This window comes from Ehrlichia japonica, from assembly GCF_000632845.1.
Taxonomy (GTDB): Bacteria; Pseudomonadota; Alphaproteobacteria; order Rickettsiales; family Anaplasmataceae; genus Ehrlichia; species Ehrlichia japonica.
In genome coordinates this window covers 95,352-120,399 of sequence record NZ_CP007474.1, presented here as the reverse complement: position 1 = coordinate 120,399, position 25,048 = coordinate 95,352, and the positions used below count along the sequence as shown (strand labels likewise).

The 25,048-nt window shown below is 29.3% G+C and carries 21 protein-coding genes and 3 pseudogenes; 13 read left to right on the top strand and 11 right to left on the bottom strand.

What is annotated here, in order from left to right:
* The first annotated feature begins 211 nt into the window (after positions 1-211).
* Positions 212-868, top strand: a complete 657-nt coding sequence (locus EHF_RS00540) for a hypothetical protein (protein WP_044194025.1) — start codon at positions 212-214, stop codon at positions 866-868.
* Positions 869-983: 115 nt separating this feature from the next.
* On the opposite strand, the gene lspA is transcribed toward EHF_RS00540, so the two are convergent.
* Together lspA and EHF_RS00530 are read right to left on the bottom strand one after the other, a co-directional pair.
* A complete protein-coding gene (gene lspA, locus EHF_RS00535; RefSeq protein WP_044194024.1) occupies positions 984-1,436 on the bottom strand; it encodes a signal peptidase II in 453 nt (150 codons plus the stop codon).
* Between the two features lie 139 nt (positions 1,437-1,575).
* The gene (locus EHF_RS00530) at positions 1,576-2,499 is read right to left on the bottom strand and encodes a bifunctional riboflavin kinase/FAD synthetase (RefSeq protein ID WP_044194022.1); all 924 of its coding nucleotides are present in this window, start codon (positions 2,497-2,499) and stop codon (positions 1,576-1,578) included.
* Between the two features lie 85 nt (positions 2,500-2,584).
* On the opposite strand from EHF_RS00530, the gene grxC reads away from it, so the two are divergent.
* Entirely contained in the window at positions 2,585-2,836 is a 252-nt protein-coding gene (gene grxC / locus EHF_RS00525; RefSeq protein WP_373276879.1) for a glutaredoxin 3, read from the top strand.
* Between the two features lie 582 nt (positions 2,837-3,418).
* On the opposite strand, the gene prmC is transcribed toward grxC, so the two are convergent.
* The 4 genes from prmC to EHF_RS00505 all read right to left on the bottom strand — a co-directional run bounded on the left by prmC (position 3,419) and on the right by EHF_RS00505 (position 8,404).
* Entirely contained in the window at positions 3,419-4,261 is an 843-nt protein-coding gene (prmC, locus tag EHF_RS00520) for a peptide chain release factor N(5)-glutamine methyltransferase (protein ID WP_044194017.1), read from the bottom strand.
* Positions 4,262-4,267: 6 nt separating this feature from the next.
* A complete protein-coding gene (gene map, locus EHF_RS00515) occupies positions 4,268-5,068 on the bottom strand; it encodes a type I methionyl aminopeptidase (protein ID WP_084475748.1) in 801 nt (266 codons plus the stop codon).
* 303 nt (positions 5,069-5,371) lie between these two features.
* A complete protein-coding gene (gene odhB, locus EHF_RS00510) occupies positions 5,372-6,574 on the bottom strand; it encodes a 2-oxoglutarate dehydrogenase complex dihydrolipoyllysine-residue succinyltransferase (RefSeq protein WP_044194013.1) in 1,203 nt (400 codons plus the stop codon).
* 1,314 nt (positions 6,575-7,888) lie between these two features.
* The gene (locus tag EHF_RS00505) at positions 7,889-8,404 is read right to left on the bottom strand and encodes a gamma carbonic anhydrase family protein (RefSeq protein WP_044194011.1); all 516 of its coding nucleotides are present in this window, start codon (positions 8,402-8,404) and stop codon (positions 7,889-7,891) included.
* 265 nt (positions 8,405-8,669) lie between these two features.
* Between EHF_RS00505 and EHF_RS00500 the strand changes: the two genes are divergently transcribed.
* Entirely contained in the window at positions 8,670-9,869 is a 1,200-nt protein-coding gene (locus tag EHF_RS00500) for a D-alanyl-D-alanine carboxypeptidase family protein (RefSeq protein ID WP_232228948.1), read from the top strand.
* Positions 9,870-10,275: 406 nt separating this feature from the next.
* Here EHF_RS00500 and EHF_RS00495 read toward each other — a convergent pair whose 3' ends face one another.
* On the bottom strand, positions 10,276-11,493 hold the full coding sequence (locus tag EHF_RS00495) for a protein-disulfide reductase DsbD family protein (protein ID WP_044194009.1): 1,218 nt from the start codon (positions 11,491-11,493) through the stop codon (positions 10,276-10,278).
* A 302-nt stretch (positions 11,494-11,795) separates the two neighbouring features.
* Positions 11,796-12,011 (bottom strand): FAD assembly factor SdhE, encoded by a 216-nt coding sequence (locus tag EHF_RS00490; protein ID WP_232228947.1) that lies wholly within the window; start codon positions 12,009-12,011, stop codon positions 11,796-11,798.
* Between the two features lie 260 nt (positions 12,012-12,271).
* Here EHF_RS00490 and rseP point away from each other — a divergent pair, with 260 nt between their 5' ends.
* The 7 genes and pseudogenes from rseP to EHF_RS04830 form a co-directional block, all read left to right on the top strand.
* A complete protein-coding gene (rseP, locus tag EHF_RS00485) occupies positions 12,272-13,339 on the top strand; it encodes an RIP metalloprotease RseP (RefSeq protein WP_232228946.1) in 1,068 nt (355 codons plus the stop codon).
* A gap of 4 nt (positions 13,340-13,343) precedes the next feature.
* The gene (gene bamA, locus EHF_RS00480) at positions 13,344-15,671 is read left to right on the top strand and encodes an outer membrane protein assembly factor BamA (RefSeq protein WP_044194003.1); all 2,328 of its coding nucleotides are present in this window, start codon (positions 13,344-13,346) and stop codon (positions 15,669-15,671) included.
* 15 nt (positions 15,672-15,686) lie between these two features.
* Entirely contained in the window at positions 15,687-16,235 is a 549-nt protein-coding gene (locus EHF_RS00475) for an OmpH/Skp family outer membrane protein (protein WP_044194001.1), read from the top strand.
* Between the two features lie 21 nt (positions 16,236-16,256).
* Positions 16,257-16,703, top strand: coding sequence for a 3-hydroxyacyl-ACP dehydratase FabZ (gene fabZ, locus EHF_RS00470; RefSeq protein ID WP_044193999.1), 447 nt, complete (start codon positions 16,257-16,259; stop codon positions 16,701-16,703).
* Between the two features lie 32 nt (positions 16,704-16,735).
* Positions 16,736-18,250: a bifunctional phosphoribosylaminoimidazolecarboxamide formyltransferase/IMP cyclohydrolase gene (purH, locus tag EHF_RS00465; RefSeq protein WP_044193997.1), complete on the top strand. Its 1,515-nt coding sequence runs from the start codon at positions 16,736-16,738 to the stop codon at positions 18,248-18,250.
* A gap of 23 nt (positions 18,251-18,273) precedes the next feature.
* Positions 18,274-18,447, top strand: a pseudogene (locus EHF_RS04835) (bifunctional phosphoribosylaminoimidazolecarboxamide formyltransferase/IMP cyclohydrolase); the annotation flags it as partial.
* 23 nt (positions 18,448-18,470) lie between these two features.
* Positions 18,471-18,644: pseudogene (locus EHF_RS04830) on the top strand (bifunctional phosphoribosylaminoimidazolecarboxamide formyltransferase/IMP cyclohydrolase); the annotation flags it as partial.
* 13 nt (positions 18,645-18,657) lie between these two features.
* On the opposite strand, the gene EHF_RS04905 reads toward EHF_RS04830, so the two are convergent.
* Positions 18,658-18,807 (bottom strand): hypothetical protein, encoded by a 150-nt coding sequence (locus tag EHF_RS04905; RefSeq protein ID WP_198015095.1) that lies wholly within the window; start codon positions 18,805-18,807, stop codon positions 18,658-18,660.
* Between the two features lie 57 nt (positions 18,808-18,864).
* On the opposite strand from EHF_RS04905, the pseudogene EHF_RS04820 reads away from it, so the two are divergent.
* Positions 18,865-19,038: pseudogene (locus EHF_RS04820) on the top strand (bifunctional phosphoribosylaminoimidazolecarboxamide formyltransferase/IMP cyclohydrolase); the annotation flags it as partial.
* A 331-nt stretch (positions 19,039-19,369) separates the two neighbouring features.
* Here EHF_RS04820 and pgsA read toward each other — a convergent pair.
* Positions 19,370-19,915: a CDP-diacylglycerol--glycerol-3-phosphate 3-phosphatidyltransferase gene (gene pgsA / locus EHF_RS00460; protein WP_198015093.1), complete on the bottom strand. Its 546-nt coding sequence runs from the start codon at positions 19,913-19,915 to the stop codon at positions 19,370-19,372.
* A 283-nt stretch (positions 19,916-20,198) separates the two neighbouring features.
* Between pgsA and EHF_RS00455 the strand changes: the two genes are divergently transcribed.
* Positions 20,199-21,506 (top strand): cbb3-type cytochrome c oxidase subunit I, encoded by a 1,308-nt coding sequence (locus EHF_RS00455; protein ID WP_044193994.1) that lies wholly within the window; start codon positions 20,199-20,201, stop codon positions 21,504-21,506.
* A 420-nt stretch (positions 21,507-21,926) separates the two neighbouring features.
* On the opposite strand, the gene EHF_RS00450 is transcribed toward EHF_RS00455, so the two are convergent.
* Positions 21,927-22,559, bottom strand: coding sequence for an SURF1 family protein (locus EHF_RS00450; protein WP_044193993.1), 633 nt, complete (start codon positions 22,557-22,559; stop codon positions 21,927-21,929).
* A 506-nt stretch (positions 22,560-23,065) separates the two neighbouring features.
* Between EHF_RS00450 and EHF_RS00445 the strand changes: the two genes are divergently transcribed.
* Entirely contained in the window at positions 23,066-24,916 is a 1,851-nt protein-coding gene (locus EHF_RS00445; RefSeq protein WP_044193992.1) for a pentapeptide repeat-containing protein, read from the top strand.
* The last annotated feature ends 132 nt before the right edge of the window (positions 24,917-25,048 follow it).

The window sequence follows — 25,048 nt, the reverse complement described above, 5'->3', positions numbered from 1 at the left end:
AAATTACTATATCTTATAGTAATTTAGACTACTTACTTTAGTGATTAAAGAAGAATATACTTTACTTTTTAAGTACATAACTATAGTATACGCAGTGTATTTGCTGTGCTTTAAATCATAAAATTATTCACAGCATTATTGTCATATCTGTTGACAACATAATACTAATAGGTTTAAAATTTTTAAATGGCTATTTATAATGGTATTTGTTATGAAAGAAAATAAGGTCCCAAGTTCGGGTAGATCAGCTGCAGAAACGGCAGAAAGGCTATTTCTACTTCTTGGATTATTAAGTTTTTCTCTTTTAGTTTTCTCTATTTCTAGTATTGCTGCAAGTCGTATCACATTTAATATAAAAAACGTATATTCTATAATATTAATGTGCTGTGCTGGAGTATTTGCACTTTCTTGCATAGGAGTGGTAGTAGCTTGTTGTCTTCAGAAAGATAAGAAAGTAACCTCTACCTCTGTTGCAATAGATTTTGGAGTTCAACAAAGCACTTCAAGTTTAACGTTACTTGCAATGTCTGCAGTCTCTCTTACGTCTTTTGCAGCATTATTTGGAGTATTACATTCCGCCAAGGGCATATCAGCACTTGTTGACTTCAACAATCCAGTATGTATTGCAATGTATGTAAGCTTGGCTATCCTTACGTTATCACTCTTATCATACACTTTAAAGAGCATAGTTGCACCAGATAGACAAAATCACCTTATCATAATAGGAGATAGCGCCACAGTAAATAGTGTAAAAAACTCTGAGATGCCCACTATTGTATCGGCTATGCTTAGCATTGACTTTTCATCTTTAGCATCCATTCAAGCTGTGAACGCTACGCAGCAGCAGATAGATAAGGAGCGTATTTAATTTGGTGTGTGTATATTTTTCACTAACCATAGTAGTTTTATATGCTATGGTCAATTTTATCATTATTCTTTTGTTTTATCTATTATTTCACCAGGTTTATATGGTATTTTAGTTTCTAATGTGATTGAGGTAGCAGGGGGTTTGTTGTCATACTAATTATAACTATACCTAAGAATATAAAAGAATCTGCTAAATTAAATGTAGGCCAGTGCCAGTGATTAATATAGAAATCTATGAAATCATATACAGCACTGTGCCTAACTCTATCTATTATATTTCCTATTGATCCTCCAATAATGATTGCAAGAGGGAACCTATCAGATGAGCGTATTATTAACAAATAAAATAAAACAAATGTAATCAAAATAGAAATGTTACAAAAAATAAGATTGCTATACATAAAATCATGCAATATACCGAAACTAATTCCAGTATTCCATACTGTAGAAAATCGTAAAAAACTAAATACTTCTATTACCCCAACATCTCCTATTAAACTCATTATATACCACTTGCTAAGTTGATCTACAAAAATTAACACACATATTATTAATATATATCTACTCATAAATCCTTTATCTAGATAATGACTGTTAATTGCTGCCTTAATTTGATATAAGAAATCAAATTATTTCTATTAATCTTGTATACTTTCTATAGCTAATCTACTATATACCATTTACTCAGTTAATCTGCAACCACATACATCACAAACTTTTTTTTACTTGTACAATATCCTCACTAATCTGCTGTTTTAATTGATCAATAGTATGAAATTTACGTTCAGAGCGTATAAAATTTAATAACTGAATGGCTACATATTGATCATATATATCACCATTAAAATCAAAAATATGCATCTCTAATATAGGAAAACTTAAATCATTAAATGTAGGCCTGAATCCAATATTGACTATTCCATTTAACCATGTATTACTATCATTAATCTTTATACATGCAGAATACACTCCAACTTTAGGTATCAATATATGCTCAATACCAACATTAACCGTAGGAAATCCAATAACACGTCCTCTAGCTAACCCTTTAATTACTTTACCATTAATTTGATACGACCTACCTAAAATTCTATTTGCTAATTCTACTTTTCCTTCAGATAAATATTTTCTAACTAATGAAGAAGAACATAATATATTATTATCTATAAAAATAGGGTCTATCCTTATCACCTCATAATTATAAACACTTGAATAAGAATATAATAAATCTATATCACCTAAACACTTATATCCAAAAAAACAATTATGTCCTATTACAACATATCTTACATTGCAACTATCTACTAATACATCCTTTACAAAGATATCTGGAGAAAGCTGCGAAAAATTTTTATTAAAATCAATAATATACAGATAATCTATTCCATAGCTTTGCAACAGTTTAATCTTTTGATCAAGATCTAATAACAGGAAATTTTTTCTATTATGTAAATATTCAGCAGGGTGTGGAACAAATGTAATAATGGCAGAAGCTATCTTTTCTCTCACTGAAATATTTTTTATTGTATCAATCATATATTGATGACCTAAATGTAACCCATCAAAATTCCCAAAAGCAAGAACACTATTTATATTACTTTTCTGATTAGGATAACCATATACTATCTTCATAATAAAATTTTATAAAATTCCTATCTTTACTTTTCTTGATTACTATGATATCCAGGAAAAACACTTTCAATTAATCGTAGGATATATTATAGTGGTAAAAGTGAAAATATATACTAAAGATCTCTGCCCCTATTGTACTAAAGCAAAGGCTTTATTCAACAAAAAAAACATTTCTTTTGAAGAAATTGATGTTACAAACAATAGTTCCTTGTTAGAAAAAATGATACAAGAATCCAATGGTATGAGAACTTTGCCCCAAATATTTATTGATGATCAACACATAGGCGGATGTGATGATCTGTATAGGTTGTATGAGTCAGGTAAATTAGAGTTATAATCCCCAACTACAATCAGGTCTGCCCTTTAGCTAGCATTTTCTATAGCAGTCAATTAATGACTATAATAATCTTTTATACAAAATTTTTTTATATTGAGAATTTTATTGTTTATTAATGATTAATATATAGGCAACAGTATGGCTTATGCTCATATACATTGTATGAATCAAGTGAATTAGAGTTATAATCCCAAAAACCACAATCAGGTCTGCCCTTTAGCTAGCATATTCTATAGCGGTCAATTAATGACTATAATAATCTTTTATACAAAATTTTTTTTATATTGAGAATTTTATTGTTTATTAATGATTAATACATAGGCAACAGTATGGCTTATGCTCATATACATTGTATGAATCAAGTAAATTAAAAATAATGATAATGATCATTAACACTGCTTTTAGCGTAATCTTCTGTACAACTCAATAACTGCTATACTAAGTGTTTATGCAATATGCCTCCAACATAAAGCTGTGCATATTAGCTTTCTCATAAAACGTAATTTCCATATTTTATTTGATACAAATCTAAACTTATGATGAAATAAATTCATATTGGCTTTTACATGAGTCTAACTAATCTCACGCTTGCTTAACTACTATACAACGTAGTCTTCCAGATAAGTCACTATGATAAGTACAGAATTTTAATCCATATTTGTGTAGTACTCTATGAATTTGATGTTGGTCCTCCCCTATTTCTAAAACAGCAACACCACTCTGCTTTAAACATCTTTTTATTACTACAAAAACTTGTGAATAAATTTCTGATCCTATTGGGCCACCATCTAAAGCCATGATTGGTTCATATAATCTAACTTCCGGCTGTAATTTAGCAATTTTACTTCTCCTAATATATGGCGGATTACTAACTACCAAATCAAACATATCATAACAAGTATTCCAAGAAGATAATCTCATCTTTACTCTGTTATATAATCTATGCTTTTTAAAATTCTGGTACGCAACTCTATAAGCTTTTGCACTTTTCTCAATAGCTACACCAACAGCATTTCTATACCTTAGTAATAAAGTTGTTAATAAACATCCACTCCCTGTACCAAAATCTCCTATAACTAGCCTGTGATTTTTGCACGGATACATTGCAAACACGGAAGAAATTATTGTTTCACTATCTGGTCTAGGATCTAAAACACTAGAATTTACAATAAAATCTGTACTCCAGAATTCTCTTTTACCTATAATATGTGATATAGGTACATTAGCAGAACGCTGCCTTATCATTTTCCAAAATACTTCCACATCACATTTACTAACAGGCATATATGGATCAAGTATAGTAACTAAGTCCTCAGTATTAATAAGATGTTTTATTATTATTTCTATATCACGCTTTGGGTTATCTATATTACAAGAAGATAAAAAATCAACAGCACTATTAAATAAAGAAATTACAGTATCCATAATAAACTAGCAAACATAAGGAGGACAATGCATATTTTTTGGAGATAATGTAAATATTTCTACTCCATTTTCAGTAACACCTAAAGAATGCTCGAACTGTGCTGATAAAGACAAATCCCTGGTTGTAACAGTCCACCCATCTTTCTTATTAAGTACAGTATCACATCTTCCAGCATTTATCATTGGCTCTATTGTAAAAAACATTCCTTCCCTAATAACTATAGGATCATCTGGATCATAATAATGCACCACATTTGGGAGAGCATGAAACACCTTACCTAATCCGTGACCACAATAATCACGAACAATAGAATAACCATATTTCTTCATCTCTCTCTCAATAGCCAAACCAATCTGATTAAGCTTTTGTCCAGGCATTACTTGTTCAATTGCTACAATTAGTGCTCTATATGCAGCCTCACATAAACGCTTCGCTTTAATAGATGGTTCACCAACCCAGTACATTCTACTTGTATCCCCATGCCACCCATCTACTATAACAGTGACATCTATATTTACAACATCACCATTTTTTAAAGGCAAATCATCAGGAATACCATGACAAACAACAAAATTTTTCGAAGTACAAATAGATTTAGGGTATCCTCTATACCCAAGCGGAGCAGGGATTGCCCCAGCATTAATAATAAAATCATGACATAAATTATTAAGTTCATTAGTAGAAACTCCTGGTTTTACATATGGAGTAACAAAATCTAAGACTTCCGCCGCAAGCTTACCAGCATTATGCATATATTTAAAGTCTTCTTTACTATGAATAGTGATACTTCTTCCTAAATTATTCATATCTTCCAATAACATTAAATTTCATAATAAGCCACATCATCACTGTATTATAAAAGTACTTTTATAATATCAGAACCCTTATTTCTTAAACAAATATACTACCCTAATGCCTGAAGCAAAATAAATATACTGCTATATTAAAAATAAGCAATAAAGAATTGTTAGGGATTCCTATCTACCATTGTATACCCTTAATCATGCTAAACTAACAACAATATCTTTATTAATTGCTAGTAAAGCCTTAGCTCAATGCTATCCTAAATACAAACATGAACCTCATTAACAGTATACTCATAGTCAAACCTATATTTCTAAAAACATTCTGCTAGGATCTTCAATATATTGTTTTACTCTAACTAAAAACGTTACAGCACCTTGCCCATCAACAATCCTATGATCATAAGATAAAGCAATATACATCATAGGTCTAATCTCTATAGTGTTATCATCAATCGCAACAGGGCGTTTTTGTATCGAGTGCATGCCTAAAATCCCAGATTGAGGAGGATTGATTATAGGAGTAGACAACAAAGATCCATACACACCACCATTAGTAATAGTAAACGTTGCACCTGTCATATCAGAAACCTCTAACTTCCCTTCTCTAGCTTTTTTTCCTAAAGAAGCCAATGTCAACTCAAGATCAGCAAAAGACATTTTATCAGCATCACGTATTACTGGAACAACTAATCCTTTATCTGTTCCTACTGCGATACCTATATCATAATAATGCTTATACACAATTTCACTACCTGATATCTCAGCATTTATTATTGGTAACTCTTTCAACGCCAATACCACTGCCTTTATGAAAGGAGACATAAGACCAAGCTTAATACCATATTTTTTCTCAAAACCTTCCCTATATTTAGCTCGAAGATCCATAACATTCTTCATATCAACTTCATTAAAAGTCGTCAATATAGCAGCAGTATTTTGAGACTCTTTTAATCTAGCAGCAATTACCTGCCTAATTTTACTCATTTTTACACGTTCTTCCCTCTTTTCTTCAGAAACAACAGATAATCGATTATTACATTCTCTATTTTCTTTAGAAGTAGATTTTATATAATTCAAGACATCAGATTTTGTAACGCGACCTCCAATACCAGAACCCTCTACTTGATTTCTATCAATTGAATTTTCTTCCATAATCTTTGTTGCAGATGGAGCATCTTTTTTCTGTATAAATTGCTGCATACTATCAGTTGCCTCAGTCGCACTGTGTATAGGACCACTACCAGATGACTGAACAGCACTTAATTTTGTAGTATTTATTGTACACAAAATCTGTTCCCTTTTTATCATTTCTTCATCAGCAACAAATATTTCACTAACAACGCCATCTTCAGGAGATACAATTTCAAGCGAAGTTTTGTCAGTTTCTATGATAAATAACATATCACCTTGCTTTACATTATCACCAACATTAACCGATACCCTGATTGGAGCTTCTAATATTGATTCACCACCAAGATTTTCAGCTTTTACTTGTATTTCACTCATAAAATGTACCTTAAAAAATTCTCTATACAGACCTAATTATATATAAAGTAGTCATAATATAATATGACTACTAATTATGATTCAAATCATCACAACTTCAATATTTAAATTGCACTTTTTACACTTAAATAGAAAATCTGATTTACAATCATATATTCTAATGCTACATAACACTATAATTTTTATTTATTGATATTACTGAATTATTTTCAATAAAAGATTTAATGATTAGTATACGTTCAGAGACTTTTTTCGATTCAACACATCATTATCAATATCACATAACAACAAGCAGACATTTTTATAACCTATAATTTAACTATCTATTTAACATGTAATTAGATATTCATCTATTATTTCATAAATACATTTTTCAATTTCAACATTATATCACGCACCACAACTCAAGTTGTTACTGTGCGTTAGAAGTTTTCTTATATCAAAGCATTTTCAACTTTAATTATCAACAACACAATAACCATTTAAGAATAATAATTCGAAATTTTCTAACAAAAGAAGAGTTTTCTATTTTTAAGAAAATCAACCTATGCATATACTAAAACAAAGAATATCTACACTATTATCATATGATATATATATCATGCTTTTGCCAGCCTTATAGTCTAAGTTAGTGGTATTTATGATGTTTAATAAATCTCCCAATTATTCGGTTATACTGTACAAGATTTGTAATCTTGAATTAAGATTATGCTGTTTTCTTATCTACGTGCTACTCTTGTGTAAGTTATAAATCTTTAATTATAAAGCAATCTAACATCTACTGAATTAGACCATTTTCACAAACTTAACCTCTATGAGAACAAAATTTTCTGTTCTTCAAAACACAAAAAAATTCCTGTATATATCAAAACAAGCAATTCCAATAAGTCACTATATAATATACCCTTCTGTACATAAGTATAATACATCCCTAAAAACAACAATCTAATACCCATCACTATACTATTTTTATCTAACTTAACTTGATGATAATAAGGATAACTTTTATATACACTATAATAGTCAATATCTATACATAGCTGTTATATATCATACATCATGTTATAGTATAATTATGTAGATTCTTAAAAGTGATATAATATACTATAATTAGTAAAATCTTCACTGATTATATATAAGCATAAGTTAATAACTTGTACTTATCTTTATTTTATTACACTATTTCTACAAGCTCAATTCCCAGGAAAACAAAGCTTCTTATTCGTAAAAACACCAGAAATTCTCACACACATAAAACAAGTAATCTTAATGCAATAACTATCTACAATGTATATCTGCTAGACGTATAATTACCTAATAACCTAAATATTCCCGAGATAATTGTATGTAATTATTAGCAGATTCCTTGATGTGATTTATCTCTTCTTCAGAAAGCATCCTAAAAAATTTTGCTGGCCTACCACCCCATAATTCTCCAGATTTGATTACTTTCCCTTTTGTGATTAAAGATCCTGACGCCAACATTGTATTCTTTTCCATAATCACCTTATCCATAATAATAGAACCCATACCAATAAATGCATAATCATGTATTTGACAAGCATGTAGTATACACCCATGTCCAACTGTAACCATTTTTCCAATTTCTGTATCACCATAATTTCTATCAACATGCACTACAGTATTGTCTTGAATATTAGTGCCTTCACCTATACTGATTATTCCTACATCTCCCCGTAATACTGAGTTGTACCATACACTAGCATCTTTACCAATGTAAACATTCCCTATAACAGAAGCAGTAGGTGCAATAAAGACAGTATCTTCTATATTAGGAACAAAATTTTTGTAATTGCTTATATTCTCCATAAAATAATTTACCCATATTTTCCTGTTTTTATTTTATATATCCTACACAATGCTATAAAGCTATGATAGAATTGTACTAAACACTTACACGATAAGTATTTGATATAGTTGTATAATATACTTTTATATAACAAGAGCAATTTTTCTAGCACATCCAACATATAGCAGAAGATTTATTCACCATAAGCTGTTAAACAACATACAAAGTACTTTTACTAGAGGTTATAACACAAAATATACCAACCAATTATATTATTGATCTCACATGAAGATTGATATATATATAGAAGCTCGTAAGTTTTTAAGTATATATTTGACAATGTCACGTTATATAATCCTTTTATTATTATATTGTTCTATTGGTATTCAAACATATGTAAGTAATGCTATAGCTTTACCTATACAACTAACAGCACCTAAAGTAGCAGTATTTGACTTATTTTCTAACACAATGTTACTAGAGCACAATATCGACGAGCAAATTGTACCTTCATCTATGAGCAATTTGATGACTCTATATGTTACATTCTCCTATATAAAAGCTGGATTTATAAGAATGGAAGATAAATTCAAAACTAGCAAGGAAGCTTGGCAGAAAGGTGGCAATTCCATGTTTCTAAGAGCAGGACAGCTAGTAGCAGTAAGAGATTTAATCAATGGGATTATTACAACATCTGCTAATGATGCTTGTATTACTCTAGCAGAAGGGGTAGCAGGTTCACAGGAAAATTTTGTTAATGAGATGAATCGCATAGCACAAAAACTTAATTTAACAAAATCTCATTTCACTAATGTAATAGGGGCACAAGACAAAAATCAAGTAATGTCAACACGTGACTTAATAACTCTCATAGTAAAACTTTTTGAAGATTTTCCCGAATATTATCATCTATTTTCTAAAAAAGATCTTAAGTACAATAATATATATCAAGAAAGTAGCAACTTATTATTATCAGATAATAGAATAGATGGTATGATTAGTGGGCACACAGATATAACAGGATATGGATCCATAATCTCTGCTAAACATGAAGGCAGACGTATATTCATATTAATCAATGGTCTTAAAACCGAGAAAGAACGTTTATCTGAAATAAAACAACTGTTAGATTACTCTTTCAATAATTTTAGTAGTAAAACTATTTTTCATAAAGATAATAAAGTAAAAAAAATAGCAGTCAGAAACGGTGATGCAAAATACGTAGAAGCTGTTTTTAATAATGATATTACCGTTTTATATCCTAAAGGCTCATATAACACAGTTAAAACCTTTTTTTCACATGACAACGTAATATCTGCTCCAATAAAAAAAGGACAAGAAATTGGTAAACTTTATATACAAATACCAGAATTTACAGAGCGTGTGATACCTATATACGCGGCAAATGATGTAAATAGCCTCCATTTCTTTCAAAGGATATGGTATATATTTTTTCCTAAGCCAGATAAATCTGTTTCTCAATAACAACTAGAGCATAACTAAAAATTTCGATGGGATGTATTGCTACAGTTAACGTGAGGCTAATTAGTTTGCATCAGCAAAAAGATTAATTCCTAAATCTACGTATATTATGAAACTTTTCTAATTTTTACTATACTCTATTGATATACATAAACTTACTATTGCACTATAACCTGAAACACGTATATACTGTTCACTCTTATCTTACTCATGATAATCCCAGTTGAAAATTTTTAATTATGTTAACATTATAAACCTTGTATACATCTAAATAGGAACATACACTACAGAAATTATTAAAACCATTTCTCAAATTTGCAATATACCCCTTGCAATAACGAATTAACTGTACTAACAGCCATCTACAATTAATAGAATTCAATACAGCATTATTACAATAAAAATTCTCTTATTTTACATATTGATTTATAATATCAACTACTATCTTTTCACTGAGAACTTGCGGCAAAACTTTAACCTTAACCCCATTAACATACAATACATAAAGTGGTATGCTATTTTTATCTAGTTGGTTAATATAATCTGTAAGCTCAGGATTCTTAGAAGTTAAATCACCTTTCATATAGTAAATACTTTTCTTCATAAATAAAGTTTTTATAGTGTCTAATTGAAAAACTCTCTCATTAACCTTACATGTCAAACACCAATCTGCACCTACAGACAGTAACACCGTCTTTTTTGCTTTAAGAAGTTGCTCTAACTTTGTTTGAGAAAACTCCACTACTACAATATGCTTCTCTTCTTTATGTTTCATTACAAATTCTTTTACTGACTCAAAATACAAAGGAGAAATTGCTATAAACAACAAACATAAGCAAATTATAAATTTACTCATAGGCTTCCAAGATCTTATAAATTTCATAATCCATATCCCCATAACAATCAATATAGCACAAGACAACACAGCAAATAATATTTCTGGTCCCTCTTGCTTTATTAAGATGCAGAGCAACCATGCGGCAGAAAAATAAAGTGGAAAAGCTAAAAACCTTTGTAAAATTTCCATCCATCTACCTGGCTTAGGAGTGAGCTTCAATAACCCTGGAAAAAATGACAATAATAAATAAGGTAATGCTATTCCAAAACCAAGCACTTGAAAAATCAACAATGAATAGAGATTTGGTTGATTTAAAGCAACAGTGACAGCAGATACCATAAAAGGAGCAGTGCACGGAGTAGCAATAAATGTTGATAATATCCCTACAATAAAACTACCTATTAATCCTTCTTTAGATTTAACTTTATTAAAACTAGGAACAATAAATGGCAAATCGTAAAAACCAGAAAAAGATAATCCCATCAAAAACATTACATACATCAATAAAGTAATTAATATTGGAGATTGCATCTGATATCCCCAACTTATCAGATAGCCAAAATGACGTAACACTAAAAGCACCGAAGACAATAGAAACATACTAACCATAACTCCAAGAGTATATGATATTCCATCAGCTTTTAGTGACACTTTGCCATTCTGAGCATTTTTAATCATTGACATTATTTTTAATGATAAGACAGGAAACACACATGGCATACAATTTAAAATAATACCACCAAGCAAAGCACATATTAAAATATATATTGAATCAGCATTAAAAAACATATTTATAACATTTTAAACAGACATAATATTAATTATAAATTTATTAAGAAGACACACATAGCAACTATAAGTTTGTATACTTAAAAAAGTATTAACACTAAAAATACAATTTTATTTTTAAATTAACATAAAAAAATAAAATTATTTATTCTTCACTAGATAATTGATAATCAGCTTCATATTCTAATTTATTTATATAATAAATTCAATAATTAACAAACATGTTAAAGATTACCAATAACTGATACAAAATACTAATAAATATTTCTCAACAAGATCAAACATATTACACATTACTTATGCTAATCTAAAAACTTCGACCTTACTAACGATTCATTAAAGTTTATAATACTTTTCATAATGTTATTATCTAAATACTGTGGAATTGGCTCCTGTCCTATAATATATTTATAAAGCTGATGATCATTAGTACTCACAATTGTCTCATATTTACCAATGTCTTCAGAAGATAAGAGATGAATGTAATGCGAAGCAAAATTACCAAGTATTATATCCATTTCTTTGCACCCTCTATGTAAACTCCTGTACAATAATTCCTTACGTTTCACTAGCAATTCATTCATAAAATTTGTGTCTAATATCTCTCAAATCTTCCAATTAAAATTATTACATATTATGTTGTCAACCATATAAATATACTATATCATCCAACTTAGTTTTAATGACATGTAGTATTCTACCTATGACAAGTATTATTGATAATCTGTATCATGTACTCAATAACGGTTCATTCTATTTGCTATCGTTTCTTATTATAATGTCTGTTATAGTTTTTGTTCATGAATATGGTCATTATATTGTTGCAAAACTATGCAATGTGAAGGTCGAAGTTTTTTCTATAGGGTTTGGACCAGAGTTATTTGGGATTAACGACAAATCCGGAACAAGGTGGAAATTTAGTGTAATACCAATAGGTGGATATGTAAAAATGTTAGGAGATGACGACCCATCTGGGGCTAGAGCAAGTTCTCAGCATTTATCCGAAGAAGACAAGTTGTTTGCATTTTGTGAAAAGCCTTTATATCAAAAATTCTTTATTGTCTTTGCTGGACCATTAGCAAACCTGCTTTTTGCTATAGTAATACTTATGATGTTCTTTACTACTAAAGGCATGATGAAGCATAATTCTGTTATTGGAGGTATAGTACAAGATAGCGTAGCAGAACATGTTGGATTAGCACCAGGAGATATAATACTCAAAATCAATGACCATCAGATTAAATGGTTTGAGGAAATCAAGCAGCATATAGAAAAATACACAAAAGATAACCAAGAGTTAACTATAGAATATTCGCGTGATGGACATATTCATAATATCAAAGTTAAGCCAACTATCAAGGAAGAAAAAGGACTGTTCGGCAGCGTAAAAAAAAGGCCATTTTTAGGGGTAACAATAAGTAATACATTCAGTAATTATGAATTTCAAAAACTAAGTATTAGTAATGCTTTTGTTCAATCTATTAATTACACTTATCTGTTATCAAAATCAATCTTTCAGATTTTGGGACAAATGTTAACAGGAAAACGTAGTATTTCTGAATTAGGTGGTCCTATACGCATTGCCCAATATTCTGGAGAATCAGTAAAACATAATGAAGTATTGTTGTGCATGGCCATGATTTCTATTAATCTGGGCATAATGAATCTACTACCAGTTCCTATGTTAGATGGGGGACATATTTTTCAATATTTTGTTCAAGCTATATTACGACGTAAACAACTCAATCCTAGATACCAGCAATGTATATCTACCATCGGGTTAATGCTTCTGTTATCTTTAATGATTCTTGCCACATTTAATGATATAAAAAGTATGTTTAAGTAGTTTTATGAGATACGTTATTATTATTATTTTAGTATTATTTACTTCTTCTTTTGCAAATGCAGAGGTTTTAAACACTAAAGTTAAACAAGTTCAAGTCAATGGCAATCATAGGCTAGATTATAAAACTATATATTTTTACTCAAAAGTTAATTTACAAGATAATGTAACACAGGACACTATTGATCAAATTATTAAGAACCTATACTTAACACAATTATTTTCACATGTTGAAGTACATGTTAATAAGGACAATTATTTAGTAATTAATGTAAAGGAAAATCCTGTTATCAATAACATAGTTTTTTATGGGAACAAAGAATTTAACAAAAAGGATTTGCTAAATGACATTCTAAAATTAAAAAAGTTAGCAGTTTTCACAAAATCAAAGCTACAACAAGATATATCAAACTTGTTACTATTATACCAAAGTAAAGGTAAGTTAAGTGCAAAAATTGATTATGAAATAAAAGAGCTCGAAAACAATAAAATAGACATAATTATCAAAATAAATGAAGGACCAACATCAAAAATAAAAACTATCCGGTTTATTGGGAATAAATTTTTTCCAGATAGCATACTCAAAAAAGTCATACAATCAACTGAATATTATCCTTATAAAATATTCAATAGTAATACAAAATTCACTTCTGAAAGGTTAATGCTTGACCAAGCAGGTTTATATAACTTTTACACATCTAAAGGTTTTATAGATTTTAAGATCAAATCCATAGTACCAGAAATGAGAGATGATAATAACATTAATCTTATTTTTTCTCTTGAAGAAGGAATAAGGTATAAATTTGGTAATAGCAATATAATTATAGATAAACAAGTCAACAATCATCAACAATTAAAGGAAGAAATCCAGAATCTTATATTATCAAAAAATGGAGATATATTTAATCGAGAATCCATTAATAATTCTATCGAAAAAATCACTCAACATTTAAATAATAATGGTAACTTTTTTTCAGATATAAAACATGAATACCGTATAAAAGATGATGTAGTTGATATAGATTACATAATATATACAGGAAATAAAGTTTATATTAATAAGATAAGCATTACTAATAATAAGACCACTTTGGATCAAGTAATTAGGCGGAAGCTGAATATTTCTGAAGGTGACATATATAATGCTAGTGTCATCAGCAGATCTTATAAAAATATATTAGGATTAGGTTTTTTCGAATCTGTAAATGTAGAAAATCATAAAATAAACGACAGTTTAGTTGATTTGACTTTTCAAGTCAAAGAAAGAGGTACTGGTACATTTGCTGTATCAGCAGGATTTTCTAGCGTTACTGGGCTTGTAGGCAAAGTAAACATACAAGAGAGAAATTTACTTGGCACTGGAAAAATACTATCTTTACAAGCAGAAAAATCTACTTCTTCCTTGTCTAGTAGTATTGATTTCATAGTACCAAATTTTTCGGACACTGATTCAGCAATAGGATTTGGTTTATTTTATGCACATCAAAACAAACCAGGAGGTAAAGATTCTCCAAATCTTATGAATCCAAGTACTAAATTTACAGGTAATACAGAAGCTGCTTTTAGTAGTAGTAATGCTGGCTTTATGTTACACACATCACATGATATAACTGATGATCTCAATCTTTCATTGAATTATTCTTATAGGCATGTAAACGTATATAATGTTAATGACACTGCATCTGAGTTAATCAAAGAACAAGCTGGTAGAAATATTGATTCATCTGTTGGATATTCCTTGCAGTTTCGCAAATTTGATAACTTGTCTAAAATTAAAGATGGATACCTTATTAAGCTTCACCAAAGTTTTTCCGGTTTAGGTGGAACATTACATTACATTAAAACTGAAGGTTCGATTAATTATAGCAGAGAGATTTTCCCAAAAGTTAACAATGATATTCTTCTAAGTGTAAAAACTTCTATGGGATACGTTTTTTCATATAAAAGCAATGAACAAGTAAAGATAAATCAACGTTTCATAATAGGAAGCAATGAAATTAGAGGGTTTCATGCATCAGGTATAGGACCAAGAGATAAAAATACATTAGATGCATTAGGTGGAAAATTCTACTTTAATATGATTAACCAAGTTGATTTTCCTATAGGGCTACCAGATGATTTGGGAATAAAAGGCTCTCTCTTCATTGATGCAGCAACTTTATTTGGCCTTGACTACACAGATAAAGAATACCATGAGAATAAATCATTAAGACTTTCTGTTGGCTTTGGTTTTTCATGGCGTTCCCCATTTGGGCCAATGAGATTAGATTTTGGGTTCCCTATATTAAAAGAAGGTTACGATATTACAGATATGATAAGATTTTCAATGCAATAAAAAAAAGAGGTATTTATGCGATTAAGATTATTTTCAACTGTTTTTATACTACTATTTGGTTTAACCTGTCAGGTTCTGGCAAAAGATAATCAGAGCATCCCTATAGCTTTTATTGACCGTGATGTAATTATATCTGAAGCATTATCAGTAAAAAGCATTAGAACACAACTAGACGATAAAAGAGCAGAATTACAGAAAAGTTTTGCAGCAAGAGAAGAAGAATTACATAAAATCGAAGAAGATTTAAGCAAGCAAAAAGCTATTTTAAGTGCTGAGGCTTTTGAAAAGAAGGTTGCAGATTTTAAAACAAAGGTATCAAATCTACAACAAGACATTTCTATAAAAGGCTCAGAATTAGAAAACATGTACATGAATGCTATGGAGATGGTTTACAACAAGATTAAAAACATCTCAGCTAAGATAGCAAAGGAACAAAATGTTAGTTTAGTCTTGTTTTTAATGAAGAAGAATCAAGTATTTTACGCTGCTGATGGTATAGATTTTTCTAACGAAGTATTAGAAAGATTGAATAAAGAATTACCAAACATAGAAATAAAGAAATGATACATTAATTAAGGAATTTGTATGCAGTTCAATATTCAAGAAATCATAAAGATGATACCACATTCATATCCTTTTTTGTTAATTGATAAAGTAACTGCATGCACACCTAATGAATCTGTAATAGCAATAAAAAACGTTACTTTTAATGAACCTTTCTTTATTGGCCATTTCCCTGGTAATCCAATCATGCCTGGTGTACTTATTGTAGAAGCTATGGCACAAGCATGTATAATATGTGTAATATCTGACACTCAAAAACACAACATGCAGAACTATTCAGTATATTTCATGTCAATAGAGCTAGCAAAATTTCGCAAACCTGTGATTCCAGGTGATACGTTAATTTTTAAAGTAAGTGTCATACATAGGAGAAAAAATACATGCAGGTTTCAGTGTTATGCACATGTAGAGGATACACTTGTAGCGGAAGCACAAATTCTAGCAATGATTAAGCAAAATGCAGTGTGATTTTTTTAATGTGTATATTAATGTAGAAAAATATGAAAATAAAAAGAGCAATTATATCTGTATATAATAAAATAAATATCATAGAACTTGCAAAATTTCTAATTGAACAAAAGGTAGAGATTATTGCAACAACTAGCACCTATAAAACTTTATTGGATGCAGGATTACAAGCAACAGAGATATCTGATTATACAAATTTTCCAGAAATAATGGGTGGTAGAGTAAAGAGTCTACATCCAAAAATTCATGGGGGGATACTAAGTAACCGCAATACACACGCTGCAGAAGCTCTAAACTTAGGGATACATGATATAGATTTAGTTGTTGTAAATTTATATCCCTTCTCTCAAATTGCAAATATTAAAACTTCAACCGAAAACGAGATAATAGAACAAATAGATATAGGAGGAGTCACTTTACTAAGATCTGGTGCAAAGAACTTTCATAATGTCACAGTAATATCAGATATCAATGACTATGATACATTAAAAACAGAAATGATTAATAATCAAAATTCCACAACTTTAACATATAGGAAACACCTAGCCACTAAGGCCTTTGCTATCACTTCAGCTTATGACAGTAATATATATAATTGGATAAGCAAAGATAGTAATGATATTTTACCTGAAACATTTATTATACATGGAACAAAGGTACAAACTCTCAGGTGTGGAGAAAATCCACATCAAAAAGGTGCATTTTACAGTAGCTCGGAAAATAAATATCCTCTGGAACAACTACACGGAAAAGAGTTAAGTTATAATAATATAGTAGACATAGAGTCTGCTGTAAATATAGTAGCAGAATTTACACAACCAGCAGCAGTAATTATAAAGCATAGTAATCCTTGTGGTGCAGCCATTGCCGACGACATCACAACTGCATATAACAAGGCTTTTTCTTGTGACCCGAAAAGTAGCTTTGGCGGTATTGTTGCACTAAACAGAGAAATTAACGAAGACATAGCACAAGAAATAAACAAAATCTTCATTGAAGTAGTAATTGGTCCATCAATTACAGACAAAGCAATGGAAATCATACAAAAGAAGAAAAATGTACGTGTTATACTATCTACAGAATATAACTCACCAAAATATATAATTAAAAATGTCAGTAATGGATTCTTGCTACAAGAAAGTAATACAAATCAGATATCAAAGGAAGACTTAATACAAGTTACAAACTTTCCAGTATCAGATGAGACCATTTCTAATCTACTATTTGCATGGAAAGTATGTAAATATGTAAAATCTAATGCAATTGTCATCGCAAAAGATCATCGTGCAGTTGGAGTTGGAGCTGGTCAAATGAGTCGTGTTGATAGCCTTGAAATTGCAATAAAGAAAGCCCTGGATTGCACAGGAGCAGTTTTAGCATCCGATGCATTCTTCCCTTTCACAGACAGTATATTACTAAGTGCATCTGTGAACATAAGTGCAATAATCCAACCTGGAGGATCACTACGAGACCAAGAAGTAATAGAAGAAGCAAATAATAAAAAGATTGCCATGTTTTTTACTAACATTAGAAATTTTTATCACTGATACTGACTTTTTATTAAATTAATTTAGCATCCGATGCATTCTTCCCTTTCACAGACAGTATATTACTAAGTGCATCTGTGAACATAAGTGCAATAATCCAACCTGGAGGATCACTACGAGACCAAGAAGTAATAGAAGAAGCAACCAATAAAAAGATTGTCATGTTTTTTACTAACATTAGAAATTTTTATCACTGATACTGACTTTTTATTAAATTAATTTAGCATCCGATGCATTCTTCCCTTTTACAGACAGTATATTACTAAGTGCATCTGTGAACATAAGTGTAATAATCCAACCTGGAGGATCACTACGAGACCAAGAAGTAATAGAAGAAGCAACCAATAAAAAGATTGTCATGTTTTTTACTAACATTAGAAATTTTTATCACTGATACTGACTTTTTATTAAATTAATTTAGCATCCGATGCATTCTTCCCTTTTACAGACGGCATATTACTAAGTGCATCTGTGAACATAAGTGTAATAATCCAACCTGGAGGATCACTACGAGACCAAGAAGTAATAGAAGAAGCAACCAATAAAAAGATTGTCATGTTTTTTACTAACATTAGAAATTTTTATCACTGATACTGACTTTTTATTAAATTAATTTAGCATCCGATGCATTCTTCCCTTTTACAGACGGCATATTACTAAGTGCATCTGTGAACATAAGTGTAATAATCCAACCTGGAGGATCACTACGAGACCAAGAAGTAATAGAAGAAACAAACAATAAAAAGATTGCCATTTTTTTCACTAACATTAGAAATTTTTACCACTGACAGCTGAATCTTTATTAAATTATTTCTAATAACAACCTTATAAGTAAATATGGTAGTTATTCCAAGATTTGTAATAGGTATTAATTAATTTGGTAGTATCTAACAATATTTTACATTAGAAATTTTTATCATCACAATAGATGATTTTTACTAAACTAATGCCAATGTCAAACCATACATAAATATAGAGGCTATAGCATTATAAAATTTTGTAATAGATACAATTAGTTTTTAGCAGTAGCATTAATATGGATATATATATATATCCGGCCAACACTCTAAGAGAGTCTCTTTAGTAAGATATAAAATAGCAGAACAATTACTCTTATGATTATATATGTTTTAGAGCTACACAAATATAAAGATATGCAGAATACATAGTTAACACAGCTGCCAAATATAGTATCATTTCACCAATGTATAATATTACACTATCATTTAACATTAACATAGCAATAGCAGACATCTGTATAAATGTTTTGACCTTTCCTACCTTAATAACAGGAAGTTCAACACTCATAGAAATCAAAAATTCTCTTAAGCCAGAAATCAAAATCTCTCTACAAATTATCACAACTACAGGAATAATAGTTAGCCCTGTAATTTTACCAATATAAATCAACATAATCACAGCTGCAGCTACAATAAGTTTATCAGCAATTGGATCGAATAGCTTGCCAAATTTAGATTGTGTCTGCCATATACGTGCTAAATAACCATCAAAAAAATCTGTAATACATGCAAAAATAAAAATAATAAATGCAATGTAATTTGAGTTATTATCACCAATATAAAAGCTACATACTATTGCAGGAATCGCAAATATTCTAAATATAGTTAACAAATTAGGCAAAGCCCTTCTAAAATAACCAACCATAATGCATATTATCTCATACTCCACCCTATAATAATAATAATCTCAATAACTTCAATATTTATATTAAAGCTTATGTACTGTTCAAACATGTCACATAATAACAATTCTAAAACATTCTCAATTATGAATACCTCCACACTTCCTGTAGATCATTTTTATACATGTAATTTATATAAAGTATGGATCATAAAAACCATTTTACTAAATTCAACATCATACAAATATTCTTGTCTATTTTAATAGTAGATTTATAATTTACTCTTTAAGAATATTGTGCATATTCATGTCTTACATAAATAACTATAATATAAAATTATGTCGTAAGTGGTTATTATTAGGTATATCTGCTTTAGCAATATCTGGACTCTTATCTATATTTGTTATTTTGCTTAGACTTCCTATATCAAAATTTTTCATTACAGACGTAGATAAAGTTTTTGACACATCATTAGTAATACATGTAAATTTATCAGTACTAGTATGGGCATCCTCAATTATTTCTATAATATCAAGTTTAATAATTTCCACCAATAAGTACGCAAAATGTTTCAAATATCTATGTTACTTTGCATTTATTGGTACATTCCTAATGGTGCTATCTGTCCTTTTTCCTAATGCAGACCCGATAAAAAACAATTATATTCCAGTGATAAACAACCTATGTTTTTTATTAGGATTATCAACATTCATTATAAGCATACTCTTCTACTCAATATTATCAACCAAATGTCACAACTTACATATCCCTCAAGGCATATCATTGGGAGTACACGGTATTTCAATAATACTCATATGTGCTATCTTATGTTTCACTATGTCTTACTATACAATACATACAACCAATGATTTACACATCATGTCTTTTTATGAAAATATATTTTGGGGAGGAGGACATATACTGCAAATAGCTTTCAGCCAAGCATTACTAATAGTATATTTCATTATGTTAGGAACAAGTAACAAGTTACTGAACACAAATGTAATCAATATTATATTTATAATAAATACTTCATCAGCTATTATAGGACCTATTATATACATATATCACCCCGCTGATTCTCAATTTACGATGGATTTTTTTACATGGCACATGCGTATTCTGGGAGGAATAATACCCGCATTTTTATTCATCTTGACACTATTCAATTTCAAAACATTATTAAAATACAATTACCATAGTTTACTATGTACAACTTTACTATTTAGCTATGGTGGTATACTAGGAATACTAAGTATTCATGGGAATGTAACAATACCTGCACATTATCATGGATCTATTGTTGGAATGACTCTGGTATTCATGGGGTTCATTTACTGGCTTTTACCAAAATTGAATTTCGGGAGTACAAATAGCTTTTATGTTAATCTTCAAATTTACATATACAGCTTAGGTCAACTTTTACATATAACTGGATTAGAATGGTTAGGTGGATACGGAGCTCTAAGAAAAGTAACATACTTACCTGACACAGCATCAAAAATTGCAAAGTACTGTTTTACAATTGGTGGACTTATGGCCATCATTGGTGGATGTTTGTTCGTAATAATAGTGCTATTACAAACTCGTAAGAAACTTAATTCGACATCATAAATTATTAAGCATAAATCTTTACTACAAAGACCGCATTTACAAAACTTCTATATAGAACACACCCCATGTATATAAGTCTTAATATAGAAAAGGCACTCAAACAAGAAACACTTATACTACAAAATTAATATCTTCTTTGCTTAACCCATGTTCGACACAATTATAATTTTGTTATAAAATCGGAAAAAAGGAATACAATATTATACTTCCCTAGTCTAAATATAGGAATAGTACTTTATAAAAAACCTATATCAGCACATATTATACACATAAATTTCAATACAAAAATAAAGATCATCTAATAAAAAGTTACAACACCTTTTTAGTATTACAAAAAATTAATGTTTTGTTATGTAAAATCATTAACTAAAAACTTATCCTTAACGTTACTCCTTCACTGTTAAGTACTTTACCTTAAGTTCATTTATAACAACATAAACATATATAACCTATTAGCCATATCAATGCTAATAAATACCAAGTAACAATATATTCAAGATGATCATTTCTAATTTTTAGTGGAACATTAGCCGTTATACCATCAAAAGCCACTGTATTATCAGCCCATATTATACAACTCTCCAAAGGAATTTTAATTTGCTTCATCATATTTTTTATATCGAACCAGAACCAAACATTAGCATCAATATCATTTTTAACAAACCACCCGATTTTTTTATAACTATCACAATACAGAATTCCCTGAATATCAAGCTGAGTAGCATTAAGAACTTCAAATTTGCTCATCTTATCTAACACTGTACCTTTGTTCACTAATATATACTTACCATCACTCAAATGAAACGGTTGCAATACATAATAACCTAACCTTCCAGCAAAAACAAAAAACAGATGATCATTATCAAAAGCTCCATTTACTTTTATACTTTTATAACTCTGTTTTACTAAATCATAAGATAATAATTTAGTGGGTGGAGCTTGCATAGTGGTAATAATATCGATTTTTTCCTTCAGCCTAAATATTTGCCACGTACCAAGAAAAACCATTGTAGAAAAGGGAATAATAAAAACAACAATTAGCCTTAACCACATACTATTACTACCTTTTATTTATCTTGTTGTAAGTAAGCTAATATATTTAGATTATAATACTCATGCTGTATGAAAACATAAATCTTCATCCATAAGCATTACAAAAAATGTTGCTTCCACCGCTACCATGCTTACCTACAGATATCATATAATTAACAATAAGAATATTAAAAATAATAAATAAACAGCACTTTAATTTATAATTCTACTATCTAAAAATCCTATACAAACTTATATCGTAACTTTTTTCATTCTCACTATATCTACCAATAAATACCTATCTATACATAAAACAACATTCCAAAAATAGTAGATAAACATCACATTAATCTCATAAATTTTGAAATTACAAAACTATATTATGCAAGAAAACCCAAAATGGAATAAAATAATCTATTTTTTATATCTAATAAAAAATATACAATAGCAAAATTAACATTAACAATTTTATGAGATTTATTACCTATAATGAGCTGTATTATATTATCAACCTATACAAGTATATTATGAAACATTACATAAAACATATCTTTACAATTTTAATAATATATGCTCTATTTTTGAATACTAATGTATGTTTTGCTAATACTACCAATCAAGATCAAAATGAACCCATAAACCAAGAAAACTTCTTTACTGTAAAGCGTACCCCATATACTAAAGAAGATTTTGTAAGCTTTATAATAAAATGTCATGCTAAAGGAATACCTTTAGACTTTAAAAAAGAATTTGGTAATAATCTATCTGGAGCAGACTTTAGTGATCTAGATCTTCGAGGATCAGTATTTAATAATGTAAACCTACTACACGCAAATTTCACTAGAGCTAATCTATCCAACTCTACTTTTATAGATGCTAATATGCAAGGAGCATCCTTTATCAATGCAAACTTCAGTAAATCTAATATAAAAAACTCAAACTTAAATTTTGCTAACTTTACATCTGCAGATCTGCAAAAAACCACAATTACACAATCAAAGATTAATAATACAAATTTCAGTAATTCAGATATGCGTTATTCCACCTTAACAGAAATAAATGGATTACTCACAAATTTTTCTGAAACAGAATTAACACTAGTCTCAATATTCAACTCTAGAATAGAAAAAGCAAATTTTCACGATATTGAAGGTGAAAATATAGTAATTCAAAATTGTAACTTATCAAATTCAAATTTCTTTGGAGCAAATTTACATAACTCAAAAATTCAATTTTCAAATTTAACAAATACTATCTTATATGGCGTAAACTTAGATTCATCAGACATGACAGGAAGCAATTTAAGTAACAGTAATATGGAAGTATCAAACATTTCTTCTGCAAATTTTCACAATGCTAACTTAAGTAATACAAACATGCACCTCGTAGATGCCCATTATACTAACCTTAACAACACAAATTTACACAAAGTACGTATGAGTAATGCAACACTAGTTGGAGTGAATTTAAATAATGCTATACTATCCAATGCAGATTTAAGCAACGCAGATTTAAGTAACGTCAGCATAGAAGAATCAGACATGCAAGAAGTTCTTCTTAACTCCACTAATATCACAAAATCAAATATGAAGTATGCTATTTTAAATAATGCAACCATCAACAATACAATTTTTTCAAATTCTGACCTCACAATGGTATTAATAAAAAATTCAAAATGGAATAACTCTACCATCTATTCAAGTAAATTGACTTCTGCAGTTATAGATAATAACACCATTAAAAATGGCACATATGATAAAGTAAATGCAACAAATACACTATGGTCTAACTCAACAATAGAAGATAGCAATATAAGTAACAGCAACCTTGAGTTCGCAATATTTAATAATAATAAAATATACAAAGTCAGCTTTTTCACTAATAATTTAGAGTCTGCAAAGATAAACAATTCAAATATAGTTGGATCTAGCATTCATAGAAATATTCTCACTAATTTTCTAATTAATGATTGTGATATTGAAAATACAATTATTATCAATAATAAGAACTTCCTTTTAAAAAACCTTGCTAACCAAGCAATAACATCTATTAAAGATTTACAGAATGCTATAACAAACAATAAAGAATTTAATGTCAATTTTTCCAATTTTGACTTCAGAAAAATAAACTTAAATAATGCAAATTTCTCAAATTCTATATTAAAGAATGCAAACTTTTCAGGTTTACACCTAGAAAATGTCAATTTCTCTAATACGAATTTACAATCTTCCCATTTTGAAAATTCACAGCTTAAAAATGTAGATTTTTCCAATGCCAATTTAGAGAATGCAGATTTATCTTACAGTAAATTAAATGAAATTAATACATACAAAACAAATTTACGGCATGTAAAAACTGGCTATACTAATCAGAAATAAATAAGAATTTATTTTAAACTCATTCACTTTAACAAATTGAATACCTATAACTTTAAAAAAGTTACATTCCATAGGTTTATAAGTACAAAATTATACAAATCATCAGAATACTATTTTCTATATAAAAATTAA